Origin of the sequence: Delftia sp. ASV31, assembly GCF_016428765.1 — a bacterium.
GTDB classification, from domain to species: domain Bacteria; phylum Pseudomonadota; class Gammaproteobacteria; order Burkholderiales; family Burkholderiaceae_C; genus Comamonas; species Comamonas acidovorans.
This window is the reverse complement of the sequence record NZ_JAELTK010000011.1, coordinates 59,192-74,278: the sequence shown is the minus strand read 5'-3', so window position 1 is coordinate 74,278 and position 15,087 is coordinate 59,192. Positions and strand designations below refer to the sequence as shown.

Here is a 15,087-nt window from a genome sequence, read left to right as displayed (position 1 = left end):
CCGCCAGCCGAAAACCTAGTGTGCTCAGCGCAACGGTTGGGACCGCAACAGCCCGGCCACCGCCTGCGCCGTGGCCTGTGCGGCCCCGCGGTGCTGGTCCAGGAAGCCGCGCGCCTGGGCCACCGCATGGGCGTGGGCCTGTCGGTCCCGGGCCAGGTCCACGGCCAGGCGCAGCCCGTGCTCCAGGTCGGGCGCCCGCAGCGCGGCGCCGGCTTCGCAGGCCAGATCCGAGGCTTCGCTGAAGTTGAAGGTATGCGGCCCCAGCACCACGGGGCAGTCGCAGGCCAGGGCCTCGATGAGGTTCTGGCCGCCCAGCGGCGCAAAGCTGCCGCCCATGAGCGTGGCGTCGGCCAGGCCGTAGTACAGGGCCATCTCGCCCAGCGAATCACCGAGCCAGATGTCAATGTCATCCGCCGCAGCCCCGCAGGGCGGGCCACCCACCCACTGGCTGCGGCGCGAGACATGCAGGCCGCCGCCAGCCAGCAGCGCCGCCACTTCGTCAAAGCGCTGCGGATGGCGCGGCACGACCAGCCATTGCACGGCCCGGCCTGCCGGCCCCAGCGTGCGCAGGGCGGACAGCAGCATGGCCTCCTCGCCCTCGCGGCTGCTGGCCAGCAGCACCACAGGGCGGGACAGGCCGGACTTCCATTGCCGGGCGCGCTCCAGCAGCGCAGCGTCCGGACGCGCATCGAATTTCAGGTTGCCGAGCACGCCGCGCACGGGCGCACCCAGCAGGCGCAAGCGCCGGGCATCGTCCTCGGTCTGCGCCCAGGCGGCGGCCAGGGCGGCATAGGTGGGCCGCGCCAGCGGCGCCACGCGCAGCGCCTGGCCCAGCGATTTGTCGCTGAGCCGCGCGTTGGCCAACGCCAGCGGCACGCCTTCTTCGCGGCAGATGGCGACCAGGTTGGGCCACACTTCGGTCTCCATGAGCACGCCGACCGCGGGCCTGAATTGCTGCACGAAGCGGCGCACGGCCGCTGGGGTATCCCAGGGCTGCCAGACCTGCAGGTCGCCGGGCTGCAGCAGCCGGCGGCCTTCGGTGCGGCCCGTGGCCGTGCCATGGGTCAGCAGCAGGCGCATGCCGGGCAGGCGCTCGCGCAGCGCGGTCAGCAAGATGGCGGCAGCGCGCGTCTCGCCCAGCGATACGGCATGGATCCAGATCCACCGGCCGCGTCCGTCCTGCCCCAGCGTGGCCGGCTGGTAGCGGCCAAAGCGCTCGGGAATGTGCTCGGCATAGACGGGCTCGGCCTCGGCGCGGCGCAGCAGCTTGCGGCGCAGCAGCGGCTGCGCCGCCCAGGTCACGGCGCTGTACAGCGCGCGCGCCCAGGACGTGGGAGAGCGTGAAGTCATCGCCTGGCGCGCAAATCAGTGCGCGGCGCCGCCAACCTGCGCGCCGGGCTTGACGCGCTCCAGCAGCGCCAGCATCTGCGCCTCGATGCGCGACAGCGCCTCCTGGGTCTGGCCCTCGAAGCGCAGCACCAGCACGGGCGTGGTGTTGCTGGCGCGGATCAGGCCGAAGCCGTCGGCCCAGTCCACGCGCAGGCCGTCGATGGTGCTGACCTGGGCCGGTGCGGCAAAGGTCTCGGCGGCCAGGGCCTGCAGTTCGGCGGCCAGGCGATGGGGCTCGCCCTCGGCGCAGGCCACATTCAGTTCAGGGGTGGAGAAGCTGGTGGGCAGCGCGTTGAGCAAGGCGCTGGGGTCGGCCTCGCGGCTGACGATCTCCAGCAGGCGGCAGCCCGCGTAGGTGCCGTCATCGAAGCCGTACCAGCGCTCCTTGAAGAAGATGTGGCCGCTCATCTCGCCGCCCAGCGGCGCGTCCAGTTCCTTCATGCGGGCCTTGACCAGGGAGTGCCCGGTCTTGAACATCACGGGCTCGCCCCCGGCCTCGCGGATGGCGGGCGCCAGGCGCTGCGTGCATTTCACGTCGTAGACGATGCTGCCGCCCGGCACGCGCGAGAGCACGTCCTTGGCAAACAGCATCATCTGGCGGTCGGGGAAGATGTTCTGGCCGTCCTTGGTGACGATGCCCAGGCGGTCGCCGTCACCGTCGAAGGCCAGGCCCAGCTCGGCGTCCGAGGTGCGCAGCGCCTCGATCACGTCGCGCAGGTTCTCGGGCTTGCTGGGGTCGGGATGGTGGTTGGGGAATTCACCGTCCACTTCGGAGAACAGCTCGATCACCTCGCAGCCCAGGGCGCGGAAGATGCCGGGCGCCGAGGCCCCGGCCACGCCGTTGCCGCAGTCCACCACGATCTTGATGGGGCGCGCCAGCTTCACATCACCCACGATGCGCGCCTGGTAGTCGGCCTGCACATCGGCGCGGCGCACGCTGCCGATGCCCGTGATCGTCCAGTCGTCGCTCTCGACACGGCGGCGCAGCGCCTGGATTTCCTCGCCGTAGATGGCGCGGCCGGCCAGCACCATCTTGAAGCCGTTGTAATCCTTGGGGTTGTGGCTGCCCGTGACCTGGATGCCCGAGCGCGCCAGTGTGCTGGCCGCGTAGTACAGCATGGGCGTGGTGGCCAGGCCGATGTCGATCACCTCGATGCCGACCTCGGTCAGGCCGGCGATCAGCGCCGCGGACAGCGAAGGTCCCGACAGGCGGCCATCGCGTCCCACGGCCACCACGGTCTCGCCGGCCGCCAGGGCCGCCATGCCGAAGGCGCGGCCCACGCCAAGCGCGACCTCCTCGTTGAGCGTGGACGGCACGATGCCGCGGATGTCATAGGCTTTGAAGATGGAAGATGCGACCTGCACGTCGAAAACGCTTTCTCGTCGGTTGAAAACAGGGCGCCGCAGCCCGGAACCTGGCCCGGCTGCGGCCCAAGCCGCGATTGTAGGCGCGGCAGGCTTGTAGGCGCGGCAGGCAGGGGCACCGGCGCACATCACCCCGGCCGCAAGCGGTTGCGGCGCGCGCCCTGCCTCACAACTGCTGCTGCACCTGGGCCAGCGCAGCCGGGTCTTCCATGGTGCTGAGGTCGCCCGGGTCGCGCCCCTCGGCCACGGCCTGCATGGCGCGGCGCAGCAGCTTGCCGCTGCGCGTCTTGGGCAGCGCACTGACGAAGACCACGCGCGAGGGCCGGGCCACGGCGCCCAGCCGCGCATCGACCAGCTTCATCACATCGGCCTGCAGCGCCGCGCGCTCGGCCTCGCCCTCCAGCGCCGTCCGGGGCACGGCAAAGGCCAGCGCCACCTGGCCCTTGAGCGTATCGGCCACGCCGACCACGGCGACTTCGGCCACCTGGGGGTGGGCGGAGATGCATTCCTCGATCTCGCGCGTGCCCAGGCGGTGGCCGGCCACGTTGATCACGTCGTCCGTGCGGCCCAGGATGAAGAAGTAGCCATCCTCGTCGCGAATGCCCCAGTCGAATGTGCTGTAGACCATGCGGCCCGGAATGCTCTTCCAGTAGGTATTGACGAAGCGCTGATCGTCACGCCAGACGGTCTGCATGCAGCCCGGCGGCAGCGGTCCCTCGATGGCCAGCACGCCCTTTTGCCCGGCGCCGAGCAGTTCCTCGCCCGTGGCCTCGTCGATCAGTTTCACGTCATAGCCATAGACGGCCTTGCCGGGACTGCCGAAGCGCGTGGTCTGCTGCTCCACGCCGTTGCACAGCGTGAGGATGGGCCAGCCGGTCTCGGTCTGCCAGTAGTTGTCGATGATGGGCTTGCCCAGGGCCTGGCTGATCCACTGCGCCGTGGGCTCGTCCAGCGGCTCGCCGGCCAGCCACAGCGCCTTGAGGCTGGAGATATCGTGGCGGTGCAGGTACTCGGCATCGTGCTTCTTGAGCACGCGGATGGCCGTGGGCGCCGAGAACATGTGGGTGACCCGGTACTTCTCCACGATGCTCCACCAGATGCCCGCGTCGGGGCGTATGGGCACGCCCTCGTAGAGCACGGTGGCCATGCCTGCGATCAGCGGCGCATAGATGATGTAGCTGTGGCCCACGACCCAGCCGATGTCGCTGGTGCAGAAAAAAGTCTGCCCTGCCTCGGCCCCGAAGATCAGCGGCATGCTGGCGGCCAGCGCCACAGTGTAGCCGCCCGTATCGCGCTGCACGCCCTTGGGGCGCCCCGTGGTGCCGCTGGTGTAGAGCGTGTAGCTGGGGTCGGTGGATTCCACCCAGGTGCAGGCGACCTGGGCGTCGGCGTGCAGCGCACGCAGGCTGGCCCAGTCGTGGTCACGGCCGGCGCGCATGGGCGCAGGCGCCAGGCCACGGTCCACGATGAGCACGGCCGCTGGCTTGTGGCTGGCCAGCTGCAGCGCCTCGTCCAGCAAAGGCTTGTAGGCCACGACGCGCCCCCCGCGCGAACCGGCATCGGCGCTGACGATGACCTTGGGCTCGGCATCGTCGATGCGCGAGGCCAGCGCCGCCGAGGCAAAGCCGCCGAACACCACCGAATGGATGGCACCCAGCCGCGCGCAGGCCAGCATGGCAAAGGCCGCCTCGGCAATCATGGGCATGTAGATCTGGACGCGGTCGCCCTTTTGCACACCCAGCGACTGCAGCACGGCGGCCATGCGCTGCACCTCGGCATGCAGTTCGCGGTAGGTGTAGGCCTTTTCCGTGCCGGTCTCGGTGGAGATGGCGATCAGCGCGTTCTGGTCGGGGCGCTCGGCCAGGTGCCGGTCCACGGCGTTGTGGCAGAGATTGGTCTGCCCCCCGACAAACCACCGTGCAAACGGCGGATTGTCGTAGTCGCATATGCGCTGGGGCGGCACATGCCAGTCGATGCGGCGGGCCTGCTCGGCCCAGAAGGCATCGCGCTCCTCGATGGAGCGGCGGTGGAAATCGTCGAAACGCGGGGCCATTGTCTGTCTCCTGTCGTTGTCATGGATTGGCGGCTTCTGAATTCATAATTATTCATAATGCGCTTGCCAAAAGCTGACAACTCCGCGCTGCGCGGGCAGACAGGCCCCTTCAAACTCAGAAGCTGTAGCGCAGGCCGACCGAGATCTCGCTGGAACTCAGCTTGGCGCGCATCTGCTCATCCTGCAGGCCACGGACATTGGTGAAGTTGTTGGCGCCGCTGTGGGTCTTGCCCATGCCCACATAGCGGTAGCCCAGGTCGATGCTGACCTTTTGAATCGGCGAGTAGCTGACGCCAAAGCCCAGCGCATAGGCCAGATTGTTCTGGGAATCGCTGAAGTACTGGCGATTCGGATTGCCTTGCCAGCCGCTGGACTGCAGGTGAGCCAGGCCCAGGCCTGCCGTGCCGTACACGGAGAACTGCGCGTTCAGGGGGAAATCCTTGTACGCATTGATCATCAGGCGCTGAGAACGAATGCTGTGGTGATTGAAGCTCGTGGGAAAGCGCGTGGAGCCGCTGGTGAATTCGTTGCTCCTGGGCAGGGTGTATTCGGTTTCCAGACGCCAGTCCGACGGGAGCTGATAGCCCAGGGCCAGAGAGCCGTCTGTAGCGCGGCGGCTTTCATCACCAGGCACGAACTGCCCCAGCCCGGGGCGGGCGCTGGAGTCCATGTCGTGGGCCTTGTAGTTGGCGGAGTTGATGCGGACGGCGCCATAGAAATTGTCGGCAGCCAAAGCGCTGCCCGAGGCGGTCAGGATCAGGGCGGTGAAGGTCAGAACGTGCTTCATACAGTCTCTCTTGGGGGAATGCCGCCACTGTAGAAAAACGCCCTGCCCGCGCCTATTCGGCCGGCTACGCACGCAGCTCCGTAGAACTACGCGGTGCAGCGACAGCCCGCCTCCCAAGAACAGACAGGCCACCATGAAAAAAGGCGCTCCAAAGAGCGCCCCAAGACGGCGGAACCAGGAACCCGTGCCTTACTTGACCAGAGCAAGCAGATCCTTGAAGGCCGGATGCTCGCAGCTGCGCAGCCACTCGAAGGCCACCATCTCCGTGGTCACCAGCTCGGCACCCGCGCCGGCCAGGCGGTCGAAGGCGGCATCGCGGTTGCGCTCGGTGCGCGAGCTGCAGGCGTCGGTGACGACCCAGACATCGAACTCATCTTCCAGCAGCTCCAGCGCCGTCTGCAGCAGGCAGACATGGGCTTCACAGCCGGCAATCACCACCATGCTGCGCTCGGGCGCCTGCTGCTGGGGCTTTTGCAGGTGCTTGGGCAGGCTGCGTGCATTGCCGCCCTGGGGCCGTGCAGGAGGACGCAGCCACTCGCCCAGGCCCTCGGCCACGGCGCTGAAATGCATCTTGGACAGGGTCCGGTCGCACAGCGCGCGCAGTTCGGCGTCGTTGGCGCCCAGGCGCGAGGGGTTCTGCTCGGTGCCGAAGACCGGTACGTCCACCAGCTGCGCCAGGCGCGCCAGCTTCACGGCATTGGCCAAAACTGCCGGTCCCTCGAAGATGGCCGGCATCAGGCGCTCCTGGTAATCGACGAGTACGAGCTGGGAGTCGGTGGCTTCAAGCAGCATGGCGGATCTTTCTTGGAAATATGGGGCGGCGCGGGCCGCCCTTCTTATAGAGGACAAAAGGGAAAGCTTTCCATTGTCGCAGCTTGCGTGCGCTCCCTGCCGCGCAGCCCGGATTCCTGAGGTAACTCAAAAACCCAGGCTTTCGGGGGTCTTATCGAATTTGTCCTACGTTTTTGCGTGGTAATCTCGCGCCCCATGTCCCGATGGCTTATTGCACTCCTGTTTGTCAGCGTCACGGCACACGCGGCTCCGCCCGAAATGCGTGACGACGATATGAACCAGCTGCTGGTCAACCGCAGCCTCATCTCGCAGCTGCGCGAAGCCCGCCATCACATGGCGGAACGCACTTCCGACTTCGTCAAGGAAGCACGACAAAGCGTCGCCGAAAAGACCTCCGATCTGGTCGTGACCGCCATGGGCTTCATCGGCGTTCCCTACCGCCGCGGCGGCAACAGTGCCGAGACCGGCTTCGACTGCAGCGGCTTCGTCCGCGCCATCTACTCCGAAACCCTGGGCAAGGTCCTGCCGCGCCGCGCTGACCAGCAGGCACAGGCCACGGAAAAAATCGACAAGAACGAACTCAAGCCCGGTGATCTGGTGTTCTTCAACACCATGCGCCGCACCTTCAGCCATGTCGGCATCTATGTCGGCGACGGCAACTTCATCCATGCACCGCGTACCGGTGCACAGGTTCGCGTGGAAAGCATGCAAAGCGCGTACTGGGCTCGCCGCTTCGATGGCGCCCGCCGCGTGCAGGATGCCGACGGCCTGGGCCTTGACGCCAGCAAGGCCGCTCTGGCCCTGCAGATGCAGGCAAGCCAGCTGCAGTGATCGCAGCGTCTTTTGCGCCAATCCACAAACGCCTGCACATGCAGGCGTTTTGTTTTTCAGGGCCCTGCTCTGGCTTCGTCCCAGGTTGAGATGCTGTCCGACAGGGCCACCCGGTGCCGGGCCCTAGAGTCGCGGCATGGAAGCTTCAGTTCGGAGAAAAGCATGATGTCCTTGATTGGTACCCTCATCGTTGGCCTGGTCGTTGGCTTGCTGGCGCGGGCACTCAAACCCGGCGATGACAGCCTTGGCTGGATCATGACCATCCTGCTCGGCGTGGCAGGATCGTTTCTTGCCAGCTACGTCGGTGTCGCCATGGGCTGGTACGAGGCCGGGCAACCCGCCGGCTGGATCGCCTCCATCGTGGGCGCCATCGTCATCCTCTTCATCTACAGCCTGGTTCGCAGCAAGAGCGCACGCTGACCACCCTGCGCGCCAGCCGCATCCGCCGGCTGGCGCATTTTCCTGATCGACATCTGCCCCGTCCTCACTGGCACGCATGATCTTTCGCACATCGGACAAAACCCCTCCCCCTCCACCACCGCGCCACGATGTGGCGCAAGCGGCCGAGAGCGCGCGCAAGTTGCTGCACCGGCGTGCGCTGGTCGGCGCAGCGGCCAGCAGCCTGCCCATTCCGGGCCTGGACTGGCTGGTGGATGCGGCCCTGCTGGCGCGGCTGCTGCCACGCATCAACCGCGAATTCGGCCTCACGCCCGAACAGTTGGACAAGCTGGAACCCGGCAAGCGCGAGCAGGTGCAAAAGGCCGTGGCCATGGTGGGCTCGGTGCTGATCGGCAAGCTGATCACGCGCGACATGGTGGTGCGCCTGGCGCGCGCGGCCGGCATGCGCATGACGGCCACGCAGGCCGCCAAGTACGTGCCGCTGGCAGGCCAGGCTGCAGCGGCAGCGCTGGGCTATGCCACGCTGCGCTATCTGGGCGAGCGGCATATCCAGGACTGCATTCGTGTGGTCGAGCACGCAGAACTCGACATTCCCTCACGGCTGGATCGCACGGCGCGCAAGGTCGAGCAGACAGGTCAGCAATTGGAAAAGGCAAAAAAGACCGACAAGGCCGACAAGGACGGGCGCGAGGCCGAGCCCGCCCCCGAGCCTTCCGGCAAGCGCTCGCGCTTCTGGCGCCAGCCCGATCGCGGCCCCTGGGGCCGCTCCCAGTAGACGGCTATCAGCCCAGGTCCGACGCCTGGTGGCGCTCGGGCACCTGGGTGGCTTCATCTCCCCAGGTACGATTCACGCGGCGGCCGCGCAGCACGGCCGGCCTTTGGGCAATCTCCCTGGCCCAGCGCATGACATGCGTGTATTCATGGGCAGACAGGAACTCGGCCGCGCCATACACCTCGTTGAGCACCAGGGCCCCATACCAGGGCCAGATGGCGATATCGGCAATGCTGTAGTTGGCCCCTGCAATGAACGGGTGCAGGGCCAGCTGGCGATCGAGCACATCGAGCTGGCGCTTGGTCTCCATGGTGAAGCGGTTGATGGGGTACTCGAACTTCTCGGGCGCATAGGCATAGAAATGCCCGAAACCGCCGCCAAGGTAAGGTGCCGACCCCATCTGCCAGAACAGCCAGTTCAGCGTCTCGGTGCGCGCAGCGGGCTCGGCAGGCAGCAGCGCACCAAACTTCTCGGCCAGGTACAGCAGGATGGAGCCTGACTCGAACACGCGCACCTGCGGCTCGACGCTGCGGTCCAACAGCGCCGGGATCTTGGAATTGGGATTGACCTCGACAAAGCCGCTGGAGAACTGGTCGCCTTCGCTGATGCGGATCAGCCACGCGTCGTACTCCGCGCCGGCATGGCCAAGCGCCAGCAGCTCCTCCAGCATGATGGTGACCTTCACGCCGTTGGGCGTGGCCAGCGAATACAGCTGCAGCGGCTGCTGCCCCACCGGCAATGCCTTGTCATGGGTGGAACCGGCGACCGGGCGGTTGATGTTGGCAAAGGTGCCGCCCGAAGGCGCTGGCTGCCATACGGCAGGCGGGACATAGGTGGAGCTGTCGGTCATGCAGGGTTCCTGTGGTTCGCGGGCTGGGGAGAGGTGCCCGGCTGAAGGTGATTGTCCCGTCACCGGCGCGCTCTTGCCGGCGTGCGGGGAACGCCGCCACGGCGCCCGGGGATTTGCCACAATCGCGGCATGACTGCCGCCCCCACCTCCGCCCGCCAGTTCTGGCTCATGAAGAACGAGCCCGACGAATTCTCCATAGACCACGCGCTGGCCGCACCGCAGGCCACCATCGCCTGGGACGGTGTGCGCAACTACCAGGCGCGCAACTTCATGCGCGATGCCATGCAGGTGGGCGATGGGGTGCTGTATTGGCACTCCAGTTGCGCCGAGCCCGGCATCTACGGCATCGCCCGCATTGCAGGCAACCTGCGCGTCGATGCCTCGCAGTTCGACCCGCGCAGTCCCTACTACGACCCCAGGTCCTCGCCCGACAAGCCACGCTGGCTCACGCTGGACGTGCAGGCGCTGCGCAAGACACGCACGCTGCAGATCGCCGAGCTGCGCGAGCATCCCGAGCTTGCCGGCATGCGTGTACTGCAAAAGGGCAACCGCCTGTCGATCACGCCGGTCACGCCCGAGGAATGGGCCTTCATCGAAGGCCTGCTCCAACCCGCCTGAGCTGCCGACCCGCCCCGCCCCGCCGCGGGCTGCTTTCTTACAAGCAAGAAGCTTCTCTCCTGCACGCCGGACCTGCACCGGCCGCTATGCTTTTGGGCATTTGCGAACCTGGATTTCGCATGCTGGAGGGAGAATCTTCGTGCGTTGGCGAAAAGCAAAAGCAAAAACACCCCCTGGAACTCCCAAGAGCGGCATGGCCGCTGCGCCCGGCCGCCTGCGGCTGGCGCTGCGCGACGCCATCGCCGCCTCCCTGGGTGCGATGCTGGCCTGGGAGCTGTCCCACTACCTGCTCGGCCACACCAAACCCGTCTTTGCCGCCGTCACCGCCCTGGTCTGCCTGGCGCCCGGACTGCCCAGCCACCTCAAGCAGACCTGGGGCCTGGTGCTGGGCTGCGCCATCGGCATCATCGTCGGCGAACTGGCCTGGCTGCTGCCCGACACCATTCCGCTGCTGCGGCTGAGTCTGGCCTCGCTGGTCGCCCTGTCTCTGGCCGCCATGCTCGGGCAGCCGCCGGTCGTCCCGATACAGGCGGGCGTCTCCGTCGTGCTGGTGCTGAGCATGGGGCCGAGCGCCGCGGGCGAGACCCGGCTGGTTGACGTACTGGTGGGCGCCGGTGTCGGCCTGATGTTCAGTCAGGTGATCTTCACGGCCAATCCGCTGCGCGCCGTGTCGCGCTCGGCAAGCGCCTTGCTGGGCCAGTTGGCCGAGGGGCTGGAAGCCACCCTGCGCGCCACCGCCACCCACGACACGCCCGATGCCACCGTCGCGCTGGGCCAGCTCACACGCAGCAGCGATGCGCTGAGCGCGCTGCGCGCAGCCATGGTGGAGGCGCAAAGCGCCAGCCGCTGGTCCCTGCGCGGCCGCCTGGGTGGCGCGGGGCTGCAGACCATCACCGGGCGCTATGACCGCCACGCCGTGCGCCTGTATGCCAGCGCACTGCTGCTGGGCGAAAGCCTGGTGCGCGGCATGTCGCATGACAGTGGCCTCATGCCGCGCGCCATCGTCCTGCACTGTGAATGGCTGGTCGATGCCTGCCGCCAGCTATCCGCCAACGGCAACGTGGTGGCCCTGCAGCCCGATGACGCCCTGGCCGAACTGGCCGCATCCGCTCCCCAGGCACCCGCCCAGCCGGTGCCCCAGGCCTGGCTGCCCGCGCTGGACCATGCGCAGCAGATGGAAGAAGCCCTGAAGGCGTTGATAGGATCGCGCGACGCGTGATCAGACTGCAGCGCGCCCGCGCGGCGCTGCAGCCGCACCGCCGATGCGCCCGATGGCGCCGGCCAGCCACCAGCCGATGGCGCACATGGCCGCCGTCACCACCCAGGTCCACTGCCATCCGCCCGCCTGCACGGCCACGGCCGCCACCAGAGGCGGGCCTGCAAACTGCCCCACGCTGGACCATTGCTGCATGAAACCCACCGTGGTCGATACCGTGGACTCATCGGGGGCCAGCCGCACGGCCATGGAAAACAGGGTGCCCGGAATCAGCCCGCCCGCCGCCGAAAACAACACCACCGCCACAAAGCGCAGCCACAACGGCGCCAGCGGTTGCCCCTGCCATTGCAGATAGGCCAGCAGCGCACACGCCGCCATGCAGCCAAACCCCAGGCGCAAGGCGCGTGTGGCGCTCCAGCCGCCTTGGAGCAAACGGCCCGAGGCCACATTGCCCACCATGTTGGCCAGCGCCACCACGGCCGTCAGCGTGCCCGACAATGCGGCGCCCAGGCCAGCCTCGGCATAGACCGTGGGGAGAAAGCCGATGACGGCCATCCACTGCCCTGAATACACGGCAAAGGCCACAGCCACGCACCAGGGTCCGCGGCTGCGCAGGGTCAACGCCAGGCGAGGACGCCAGCCACCGCCCGCCACCGACGCACCAAGGGGCACCGGCCTGTCTGCCGGCACGCCACACCAGACGGCGACCCATGCGAGTGCCGAGATCAGCCCCAACAGCAACCACCATGCGGGCCAGGATGCCCAGGCCATCACCCACGGCCCCAGCAGCAAGCCGATGGCACTGCCCAACGGCATATAGGTGCCCCACCAGCCCATGCGCGCGCTCAGATCGCTTGGCGCCACGCAGCGCCGGATCAGACCCGGCCCCGGCATGGCCACCAGCAAAAAGCCCAGCCCCTCCACGGCACGCAAGGCCAGCAGCGCTGCAAACCCCGTAGAGGTGGCGCCCAGGGCGCTGGCACCCGCCATCAGCAGCAGGCCTGCCAGCATGCTGCGCCGCAGCCCCCAGCGGTCTGCACCCAGACCCACCACCAGGCCCAGCACCATGCCGGCCACCTGCACGGTGGAAAGCAGAAAGCCGGCCTGCAGCAGGGACAGGCCCAATTGCTGCTGCAGCACCGGCACAGCCGGCGGCAGCTTGCCTACATGCAGAGCCGCGCTGACGCCGGCCGCCACGACGATCCATGAGGGATGCACCCCCTGCTTCGTTGTTTTCACTGGATGCTGTCTCCCGGGGGCGCATGCCATGCGCCCTGTCGCTGATGTGTGAAGTATCGAAAGCATAGGCCAAGCGGCGCCTGCAAACAGCACTCTTCTTACCCGCCGCCCCGTCTGCATGGAGGCACACTGAAGGCCTGGATCAACTCCCGAGGCCTCGCGCATGCGCTCATCACTAGATTTCAGCTCCTGGTCTTCGCTGCTGTCCACGGTGTTGGGCCTGCTGCTGGTCACCTGCCTGATGATGGGCATTCGCCTGCTGTTCATGCAGACCGTGCAAAAGCGGCGCGAGCGTGAGAACCGCCAGATCAATGAACGCCTGAAGTCGCTTATCGCCGCCTACAAGACGCTGGGCGGCTCCTTCACGGGCACGCTGCATGTGAATCCCCTGCACCTGCGCGATCTGCGCAGGCCCGCCGCCGACGATGCCGATGCACCACCGGCTTTTGGCAGCGAGCGCCAACGGCGCATTCGCGATGCGGTCGAAGCCGCGCTGTCCGATGTCATCTTGCTCGGGACGCAGGACCAGGTGCGCATGGCCGCCCAGGCGGCCCAGGACATGGTGGCAGGCCAGCCTGTCGAGACTGCGGCACTCGTCACTTCGCTGCGCGCCTTCATCCGCGAAGCGCTGGATCTGGAGCCGATCCCCGACAGCCTGCGCGTTCCCAACCAGGGCCCCACGCGTCCGGGCGGCACGACGGGCGGGGCGCGCAAAGGTGGCGCGGAATCCGGCGCTTCAAGCAAGGGCGGTGGCGGTGGCGGCGGCGGTGGTGGCGCAGGAATGGGCGCCGCAGGCATGGGCGGCCTGGGCATGGGAGCAGGCCTTGGCGTCGGCGTTCACCATGGAGACGATGGCACGCCCCTACCATGAACACCTGCCGCGCCGGGTCGAACAGCAAACCACTGGGACGCCGGCCCGCTTGCCGGGCGAACCTGACACTCGACAGAAACAGCCAAGCCTGCGAGGTACCAGATGGCACCCCGCAGGCCTCGCATGCCGGGCAGCAGCCGCCTGCCTGCCCGTCCTCCCCCACCAATTCCTGTCAGACCATCACCACGTCACAGCCGCAGCTTGGCCGTTGCCAGCAGCAAACCAAACCCCACCAACATGCCGCCAAAGGCCCTGTCTATCCAATGCCGCACGGCCAACAGCCGTGCACGCACCCGCTGGGCAGAAAAGCACATCGCCACGATGCAGAACCACGCCACATGGGCCAGCGAGATGAATCCGCCATATGCCATCTGCGTGGCCAGCGGCGTGTCCTGTCCCACGATCTGCAGGAACAGGCTGACCACGAACACCGTGGTCTTGGGATTGAGCGCATTCGTCAGAAAGCCCGTGCGCAGTGCCGCCATGTCGGAGAGCGCGGCCACGGGCTGACTGGGCAAATCGCCCTCCGGGCGGCTGCGCAGCATGGTCACGCCCAGATAGATCAGATAGGCTGCACCCAGCAGCTTGACCACGTCGAACAACCATGTGGACTGCTGCATGAGCAGTCCGACCCCGAGCAAGGTATAGCCGACATGGACCAGCACCCCCAGGCCAATGCCCAGCGCCGTGAGCAGGCCCGCGCGGCGCGAGCGCAGCAGGCTGTTGCGTGTGACCATGGCGAAATCCGCCCCTGGGCTGATGACGGCCAGCAAGGTAATGGTGACTACAGCTATCCATTCGGTCATCGGTTATCCATTCGATTCAATGCAACGCGCCGGATAGTATTGGCCTTCCATGAAAATACATAACGATGTTTTCTGACACAGTTGGTGAACTCAACTCACATACCCCGAGCAAGCGGCTGCCGTCGCTGCAGGCCTTGCGTTGCTTCGAAGCGGCCGCCCGGCGGGAGAACTTCAGCAAGGCGGCAGAAGAGTTGCACCTGACCCATGGCGCCATCAGCCGGGCCGTGCGCCTGCTGGAGGACGATCTGGGCGTGACCCTGTTTGACCGCCGCAGCCGCCGCGTCTTCCTGACCGAGGCGGGCCGCCACCTGGCCCAGGCCGTGCACGAAGGCCTGGAGCGCATGCGCCAGGCCACGCAGGAGTTGCGCTCGCGCGCGCAGCAGGCGCGCCGCTGGGTGCTGTCCTGCGAGCCCACCTTGCTCATGCGCTGGCTGATCCCGCGCTGGCCCCAGTTCCAGGAACAACACCCGGAGTTGCAGCTGCACCTGATGGCGGGCGGCGGGCCTTTCTCTTTCGCGGACGGCATCGATCTGGCCATACGGCGCGATGACTTCTCTCCGCCAGCGGGCTGTCATGCGGAGACCCTGTTTGCCGAGCGCATAGGCCCGGTCTGCCGGCCCGAGCGGCTGGCACAGTGGTGCACGCGCTCCGACGAGGGGCATGCCACCGGGCTGCGCCCGGAGGCGCCCTTGCTGCAAAGCCGCACCCGCCCGGGGGCCTGGTCCACATGGGCAGAGCACAGCGGCCAGCCGCCGCCGTCGGGATCCCAGCTGCAGTTCGACCATTTCTATTTCAGCCTGCAGGCCGCCGTGGCAGGCATGGGACTGGCCATCGGACCCTGGCAACTGGTGCGCGACGACATCGCCAACGGCGTGCTGGCAGCGCCCATGGGCTTTGTCGAGGACGGTTCGCGCTACTGCCTGCTGTCCCCCGCTCCGCCCACGCCAGATGGCGTGCACGAACAATTGCTGCAGTGGCTGCGCGCCCAGGCCTGAACAGGTCTGCCCCCTTTGCCGTGCCTATGTCTGGACCGGTGTCCGGCCTGATGTCTGTGTCCTTGTCTGAGTCTCCCAAAGCAGAAAGGCAGCCGAAGCTGCCT

The 15,087-nt window shown here is 67.4% G+C and carries 15 protein-coding genes; 7 read left to right on the top strand and 8 right to left on the bottom strand.

Going from position 1 to position 15,087, the window contains the following annotated elements; genetic code table 11:
• Positions 1 to 24 precede the first annotated feature (24 nt).
• From JHD82_RS06380 to JHD82_RS06360, 5 genes are all read right to left on the bottom strand, one after another.
• Complete coding sequence (locus JHD82_RS06380; RefSeq protein ID WP_199135756.1) at positions 25 to 1,350, bottom strand: 3-deoxy-D-manno-octulosonic acid transferase; 1,326 nt, start codon at positions 1,348 to 1,350, stop codon at positions 25 to 27.
• A 15-nt stretch (positions 1,351 to 1,365) separates the two neighbouring features.
• Positions 1,366 to 2,754 (bottom strand): phosphomannomutase/phosphoglucomutase, encoded by a 1,389-nt coding sequence (locus JHD82_RS06375; RefSeq protein WP_199135755.1) that lies wholly within the window; start codon positions 2,752 to 2,754, stop codon positions 1,366 to 1,368.
• Between the two features lie 166 nt (positions 2,755 to 2,920).
• On the bottom strand, positions 2,921 to 4,807 hold the full coding sequence (locus JHD82_RS06370) for a propionate--CoA ligase (protein WP_199135754.1): 1,887 nt from the start codon (positions 4,805 to 4,807) through the stop codon (positions 2,921 to 2,923).
• A 115-nt stretch (positions 4,808 to 4,922) separates the two neighbouring features.
• Entirely contained in the window at positions 4,923 to 5,594 is a 672-nt protein-coding gene (locus tag JHD82_RS06365; protein WP_199135753.1) for an outer membrane protein, read from the bottom strand.
• Positions 5,595 to 5,783: 189 nt separating this feature from the next.
• Positions 5,784 to 6,386 carry an isochorismatase family protein gene (locus JHD82_RS06360; protein ID WP_012205792.1) on the bottom strand — a complete coding sequence of 201 codons (603 nt, stop codon included), beginning with the start codon at positions 6,384 to 6,386 and terminating at the stop codon, positions 5,784 to 5,786.
• Between the two features lie 195 nt (positions 6,387 to 6,581).
• On the opposite strand from JHD82_RS06360, the gene JHD82_RS06355 reads away from it, so the two are divergent.
• From JHD82_RS06355 to JHD82_RS06345, 3 genes are all read left to right on the top strand, one after another.
• Complete coding sequence (locus tag JHD82_RS06355; protein ID WP_012205793.1) at positions 6,582 to 7,217, top strand: C40 family peptidase; 636 nt, start codon at positions 6,582 to 6,584, stop codon at positions 7,215 to 7,217.
• A 162-nt stretch (positions 7,218 to 7,379) separates the two neighbouring features.
• Positions 7,380 to 7,637 (top strand): GlsB/YeaQ/YmgE family stress response membrane protein, encoded by a 258-nt coding sequence (locus JHD82_RS06350; RefSeq protein WP_012205794.1) that lies wholly within the window; start codon positions 7,380 to 7,382, stop codon positions 7,635 to 7,637.
• Positions 7,638 to 7,713: 76 nt separating this feature from the next.
• Positions 7,714 to 8,391: a hypothetical protein gene (locus JHD82_RS06345; RefSeq protein ID WP_199135752.1), complete on the top strand. Its 678-nt coding sequence runs from the start codon at positions 7,714 to 7,716 to the stop codon at positions 8,389 to 8,391.
• Between the two features lie 7 nt (positions 8,392 to 8,398).
• On the opposite strand, the gene yghU is transcribed toward JHD82_RS06345, so the two are convergent.
• Positions 8,399 to 9,238: a glutathione-dependent disulfide-bond oxidoreductase gene (gene yghU, locus JHD82_RS06340; RefSeq protein WP_199135751.1), complete on the bottom strand. Its 840-nt coding sequence runs from the start codon at positions 9,236 to 9,238 to the stop codon at positions 8,399 to 8,401.
• A gap of 129 nt (positions 9,239 to 9,367) precedes the next feature.
• Here yghU and JHD82_RS06335 point away from each other — a divergent pair, with 129 nt between their 5' ends.
• Positions 9,368 to 9,856: an EVE domain-containing protein gene (locus JHD82_RS06335; RefSeq protein ID WP_199135750.1), complete on the top strand. Its 489-nt coding sequence runs from the start codon at positions 9,368 to 9,370 to the stop codon at positions 9,854 to 9,856.
• A 193-nt stretch (positions 9,857 to 10,049) separates the two neighbouring features.
• The gene (locus JHD82_RS06330) at positions 10,050 to 11,075 is read left to right on the top strand and encodes an aromatic acid exporter family protein (RefSeq protein WP_199135749.1); all 1,026 of its coding nucleotides are present in this window, start codon (positions 10,050 to 10,052) and stop codon (positions 11,073 to 11,075) included.
• Here the strand turns inward: JHD82_RS06330 and JHD82_RS06325 are convergent, their stop codons facing one another.
• Positions 11,076 to 12,341 carry a CynX/NimT family MFS transporter gene (locus JHD82_RS06325; protein ID WP_199135748.1) on the bottom strand — a complete coding sequence of 422 codons (1,266 nt, stop codon included), beginning with the start codon at positions 12,339 to 12,341 and terminating at the stop codon, positions 11,076 to 11,078.
• Positions 12,342 to 12,474: 133 nt separating this feature from the next.
• Here JHD82_RS06325 and JHD82_RS06320 point away from each other — a divergent pair, with 133 nt between their 5' ends.
• Positions 12,475 to 13,182 carry a hypothetical protein gene (locus tag JHD82_RS06320; protein ID WP_199135747.1) on the top strand — a complete coding sequence of 236 codons (708 nt, stop codon included), beginning with the start codon at positions 12,475 to 12,477 and terminating at the stop codon, positions 13,180 to 13,182.
• A 188-nt stretch (positions 13,183 to 13,370) separates the two neighbouring features.
• On the opposite strand, the gene JHD82_RS06315 is transcribed toward JHD82_RS06320, so the two are convergent.
• Positions 13,371 to 13,988 (bottom strand): LysE family translocator, encoded by a 618-nt coding sequence (locus JHD82_RS06315; protein ID WP_199135746.1) that lies wholly within the window; start codon positions 13,986 to 13,988, stop codon positions 13,371 to 13,373.
• A 65-nt stretch (positions 13,989 to 14,053) separates the two neighbouring features.
• On the opposite strand from JHD82_RS06315, the gene JHD82_RS06310 reads away from it, so the two are divergent.
• Positions 14,054 to 14,983 (top strand): LysR family transcriptional regulator, encoded by a 930-nt coding sequence (locus tag JHD82_RS06310; RefSeq protein ID WP_199135745.1) that lies wholly within the window; start codon positions 14,054 to 14,056, stop codon positions 14,981 to 14,983.
• Positions 14,984 to 15,087: the final 104 nt, after the last annotated feature.

Coding starts and splice junctions, on each gene's coding strand:
- JHD82_RS06380 (WP_199135756.1), bottom strand. CDS start 1,350: ATGACTTCACGCTCTCCCACGTCCTGGGCGCGCGCGCTGTACAGCGCC.
- JHD82_RS06370 (WP_199135754.1), bottom strand. CDS start 4,807: ATGGCCCCGCGTTTCGACGATTTCCACCGCCGCTCCATCGAGGAGCGC.
- JHD82_RS06365 (WP_199135753.1), bottom strand. CDS start 5,594: ATGAAGCACGTTCTGACCTTCACCGCCCTGATCCTGACCGCCTCGGGC.
- JHD82_RS06360 (WP_012205792.1), bottom strand. CDS start 6,386: ATGCTGCTTGAAGCCACCGACTCCCAGCTCGTACTCGTCGATTACCAG.
- JHD82_RS06355 (WP_012205793.1), top strand. CDS start 6,582: ATGTCCCGATGGCTTATTGCACTCCTGTTTGTCAGCGTCACGGCACAC.
- JHD82_RS06350 (WP_012205794.1), top strand. CDS start 7,380: ATGATGTCCTTGATTGGTACCCTCATCGTTGGCCTGGTCGTTGGCTTG.
- JHD82_RS06345 (WP_199135752.1), top strand. CDS start 7,714: ATGATCTTTCGCACATCGGACAAAACCCCTCCCCCTCCACCACCGCGC.
- yghU (WP_199135751.1), bottom strand. CDS start 9,238: ATGACCGACAGCTCCACCTATGTCCCGCCTGCCGTATGGCAGCCAGCG.
- JHD82_RS06335 (WP_199135750.1), top strand. CDS start 9,368: ATGACTGCCGCCCCCACCTCCGCCCGCCAGTTCTGGCTCATGAAGAAC.
- JHD82_RS06330 (WP_199135749.1), top strand. CDS start 10,050: ATGGCCGCTGCGCCCGGCCGCCTGCGGCTGGCGCTGCGCGACGCCATC.
- JHD82_RS06325 (WP_199135748.1), bottom strand. CDS start 12,341: ATGGCATGCGCCCCCGGGAGACAGCATCCAGTGAAAACAACGAAGCAG.
- JHD82_RS06320 (WP_199135747.1), top strand. CDS start 12,475: ATGCGCTCATCACTAGATTTCAGCTCCTGGTCTTCGCTGCTGTCCACG.
- JHD82_RS06315 (WP_199135746.1), bottom strand. CDS start 13,988: ATGACCGAATGGATAGCTGTAGTCACCATTACCTTGCTGGCCGTCATC.
- JHD82_RS06310 (WP_199135745.1), top strand. CDS start 14,054: ATGTTTTCTGACACAGTTGGTGAACTCAACTCACATACCCCGAGCAAG.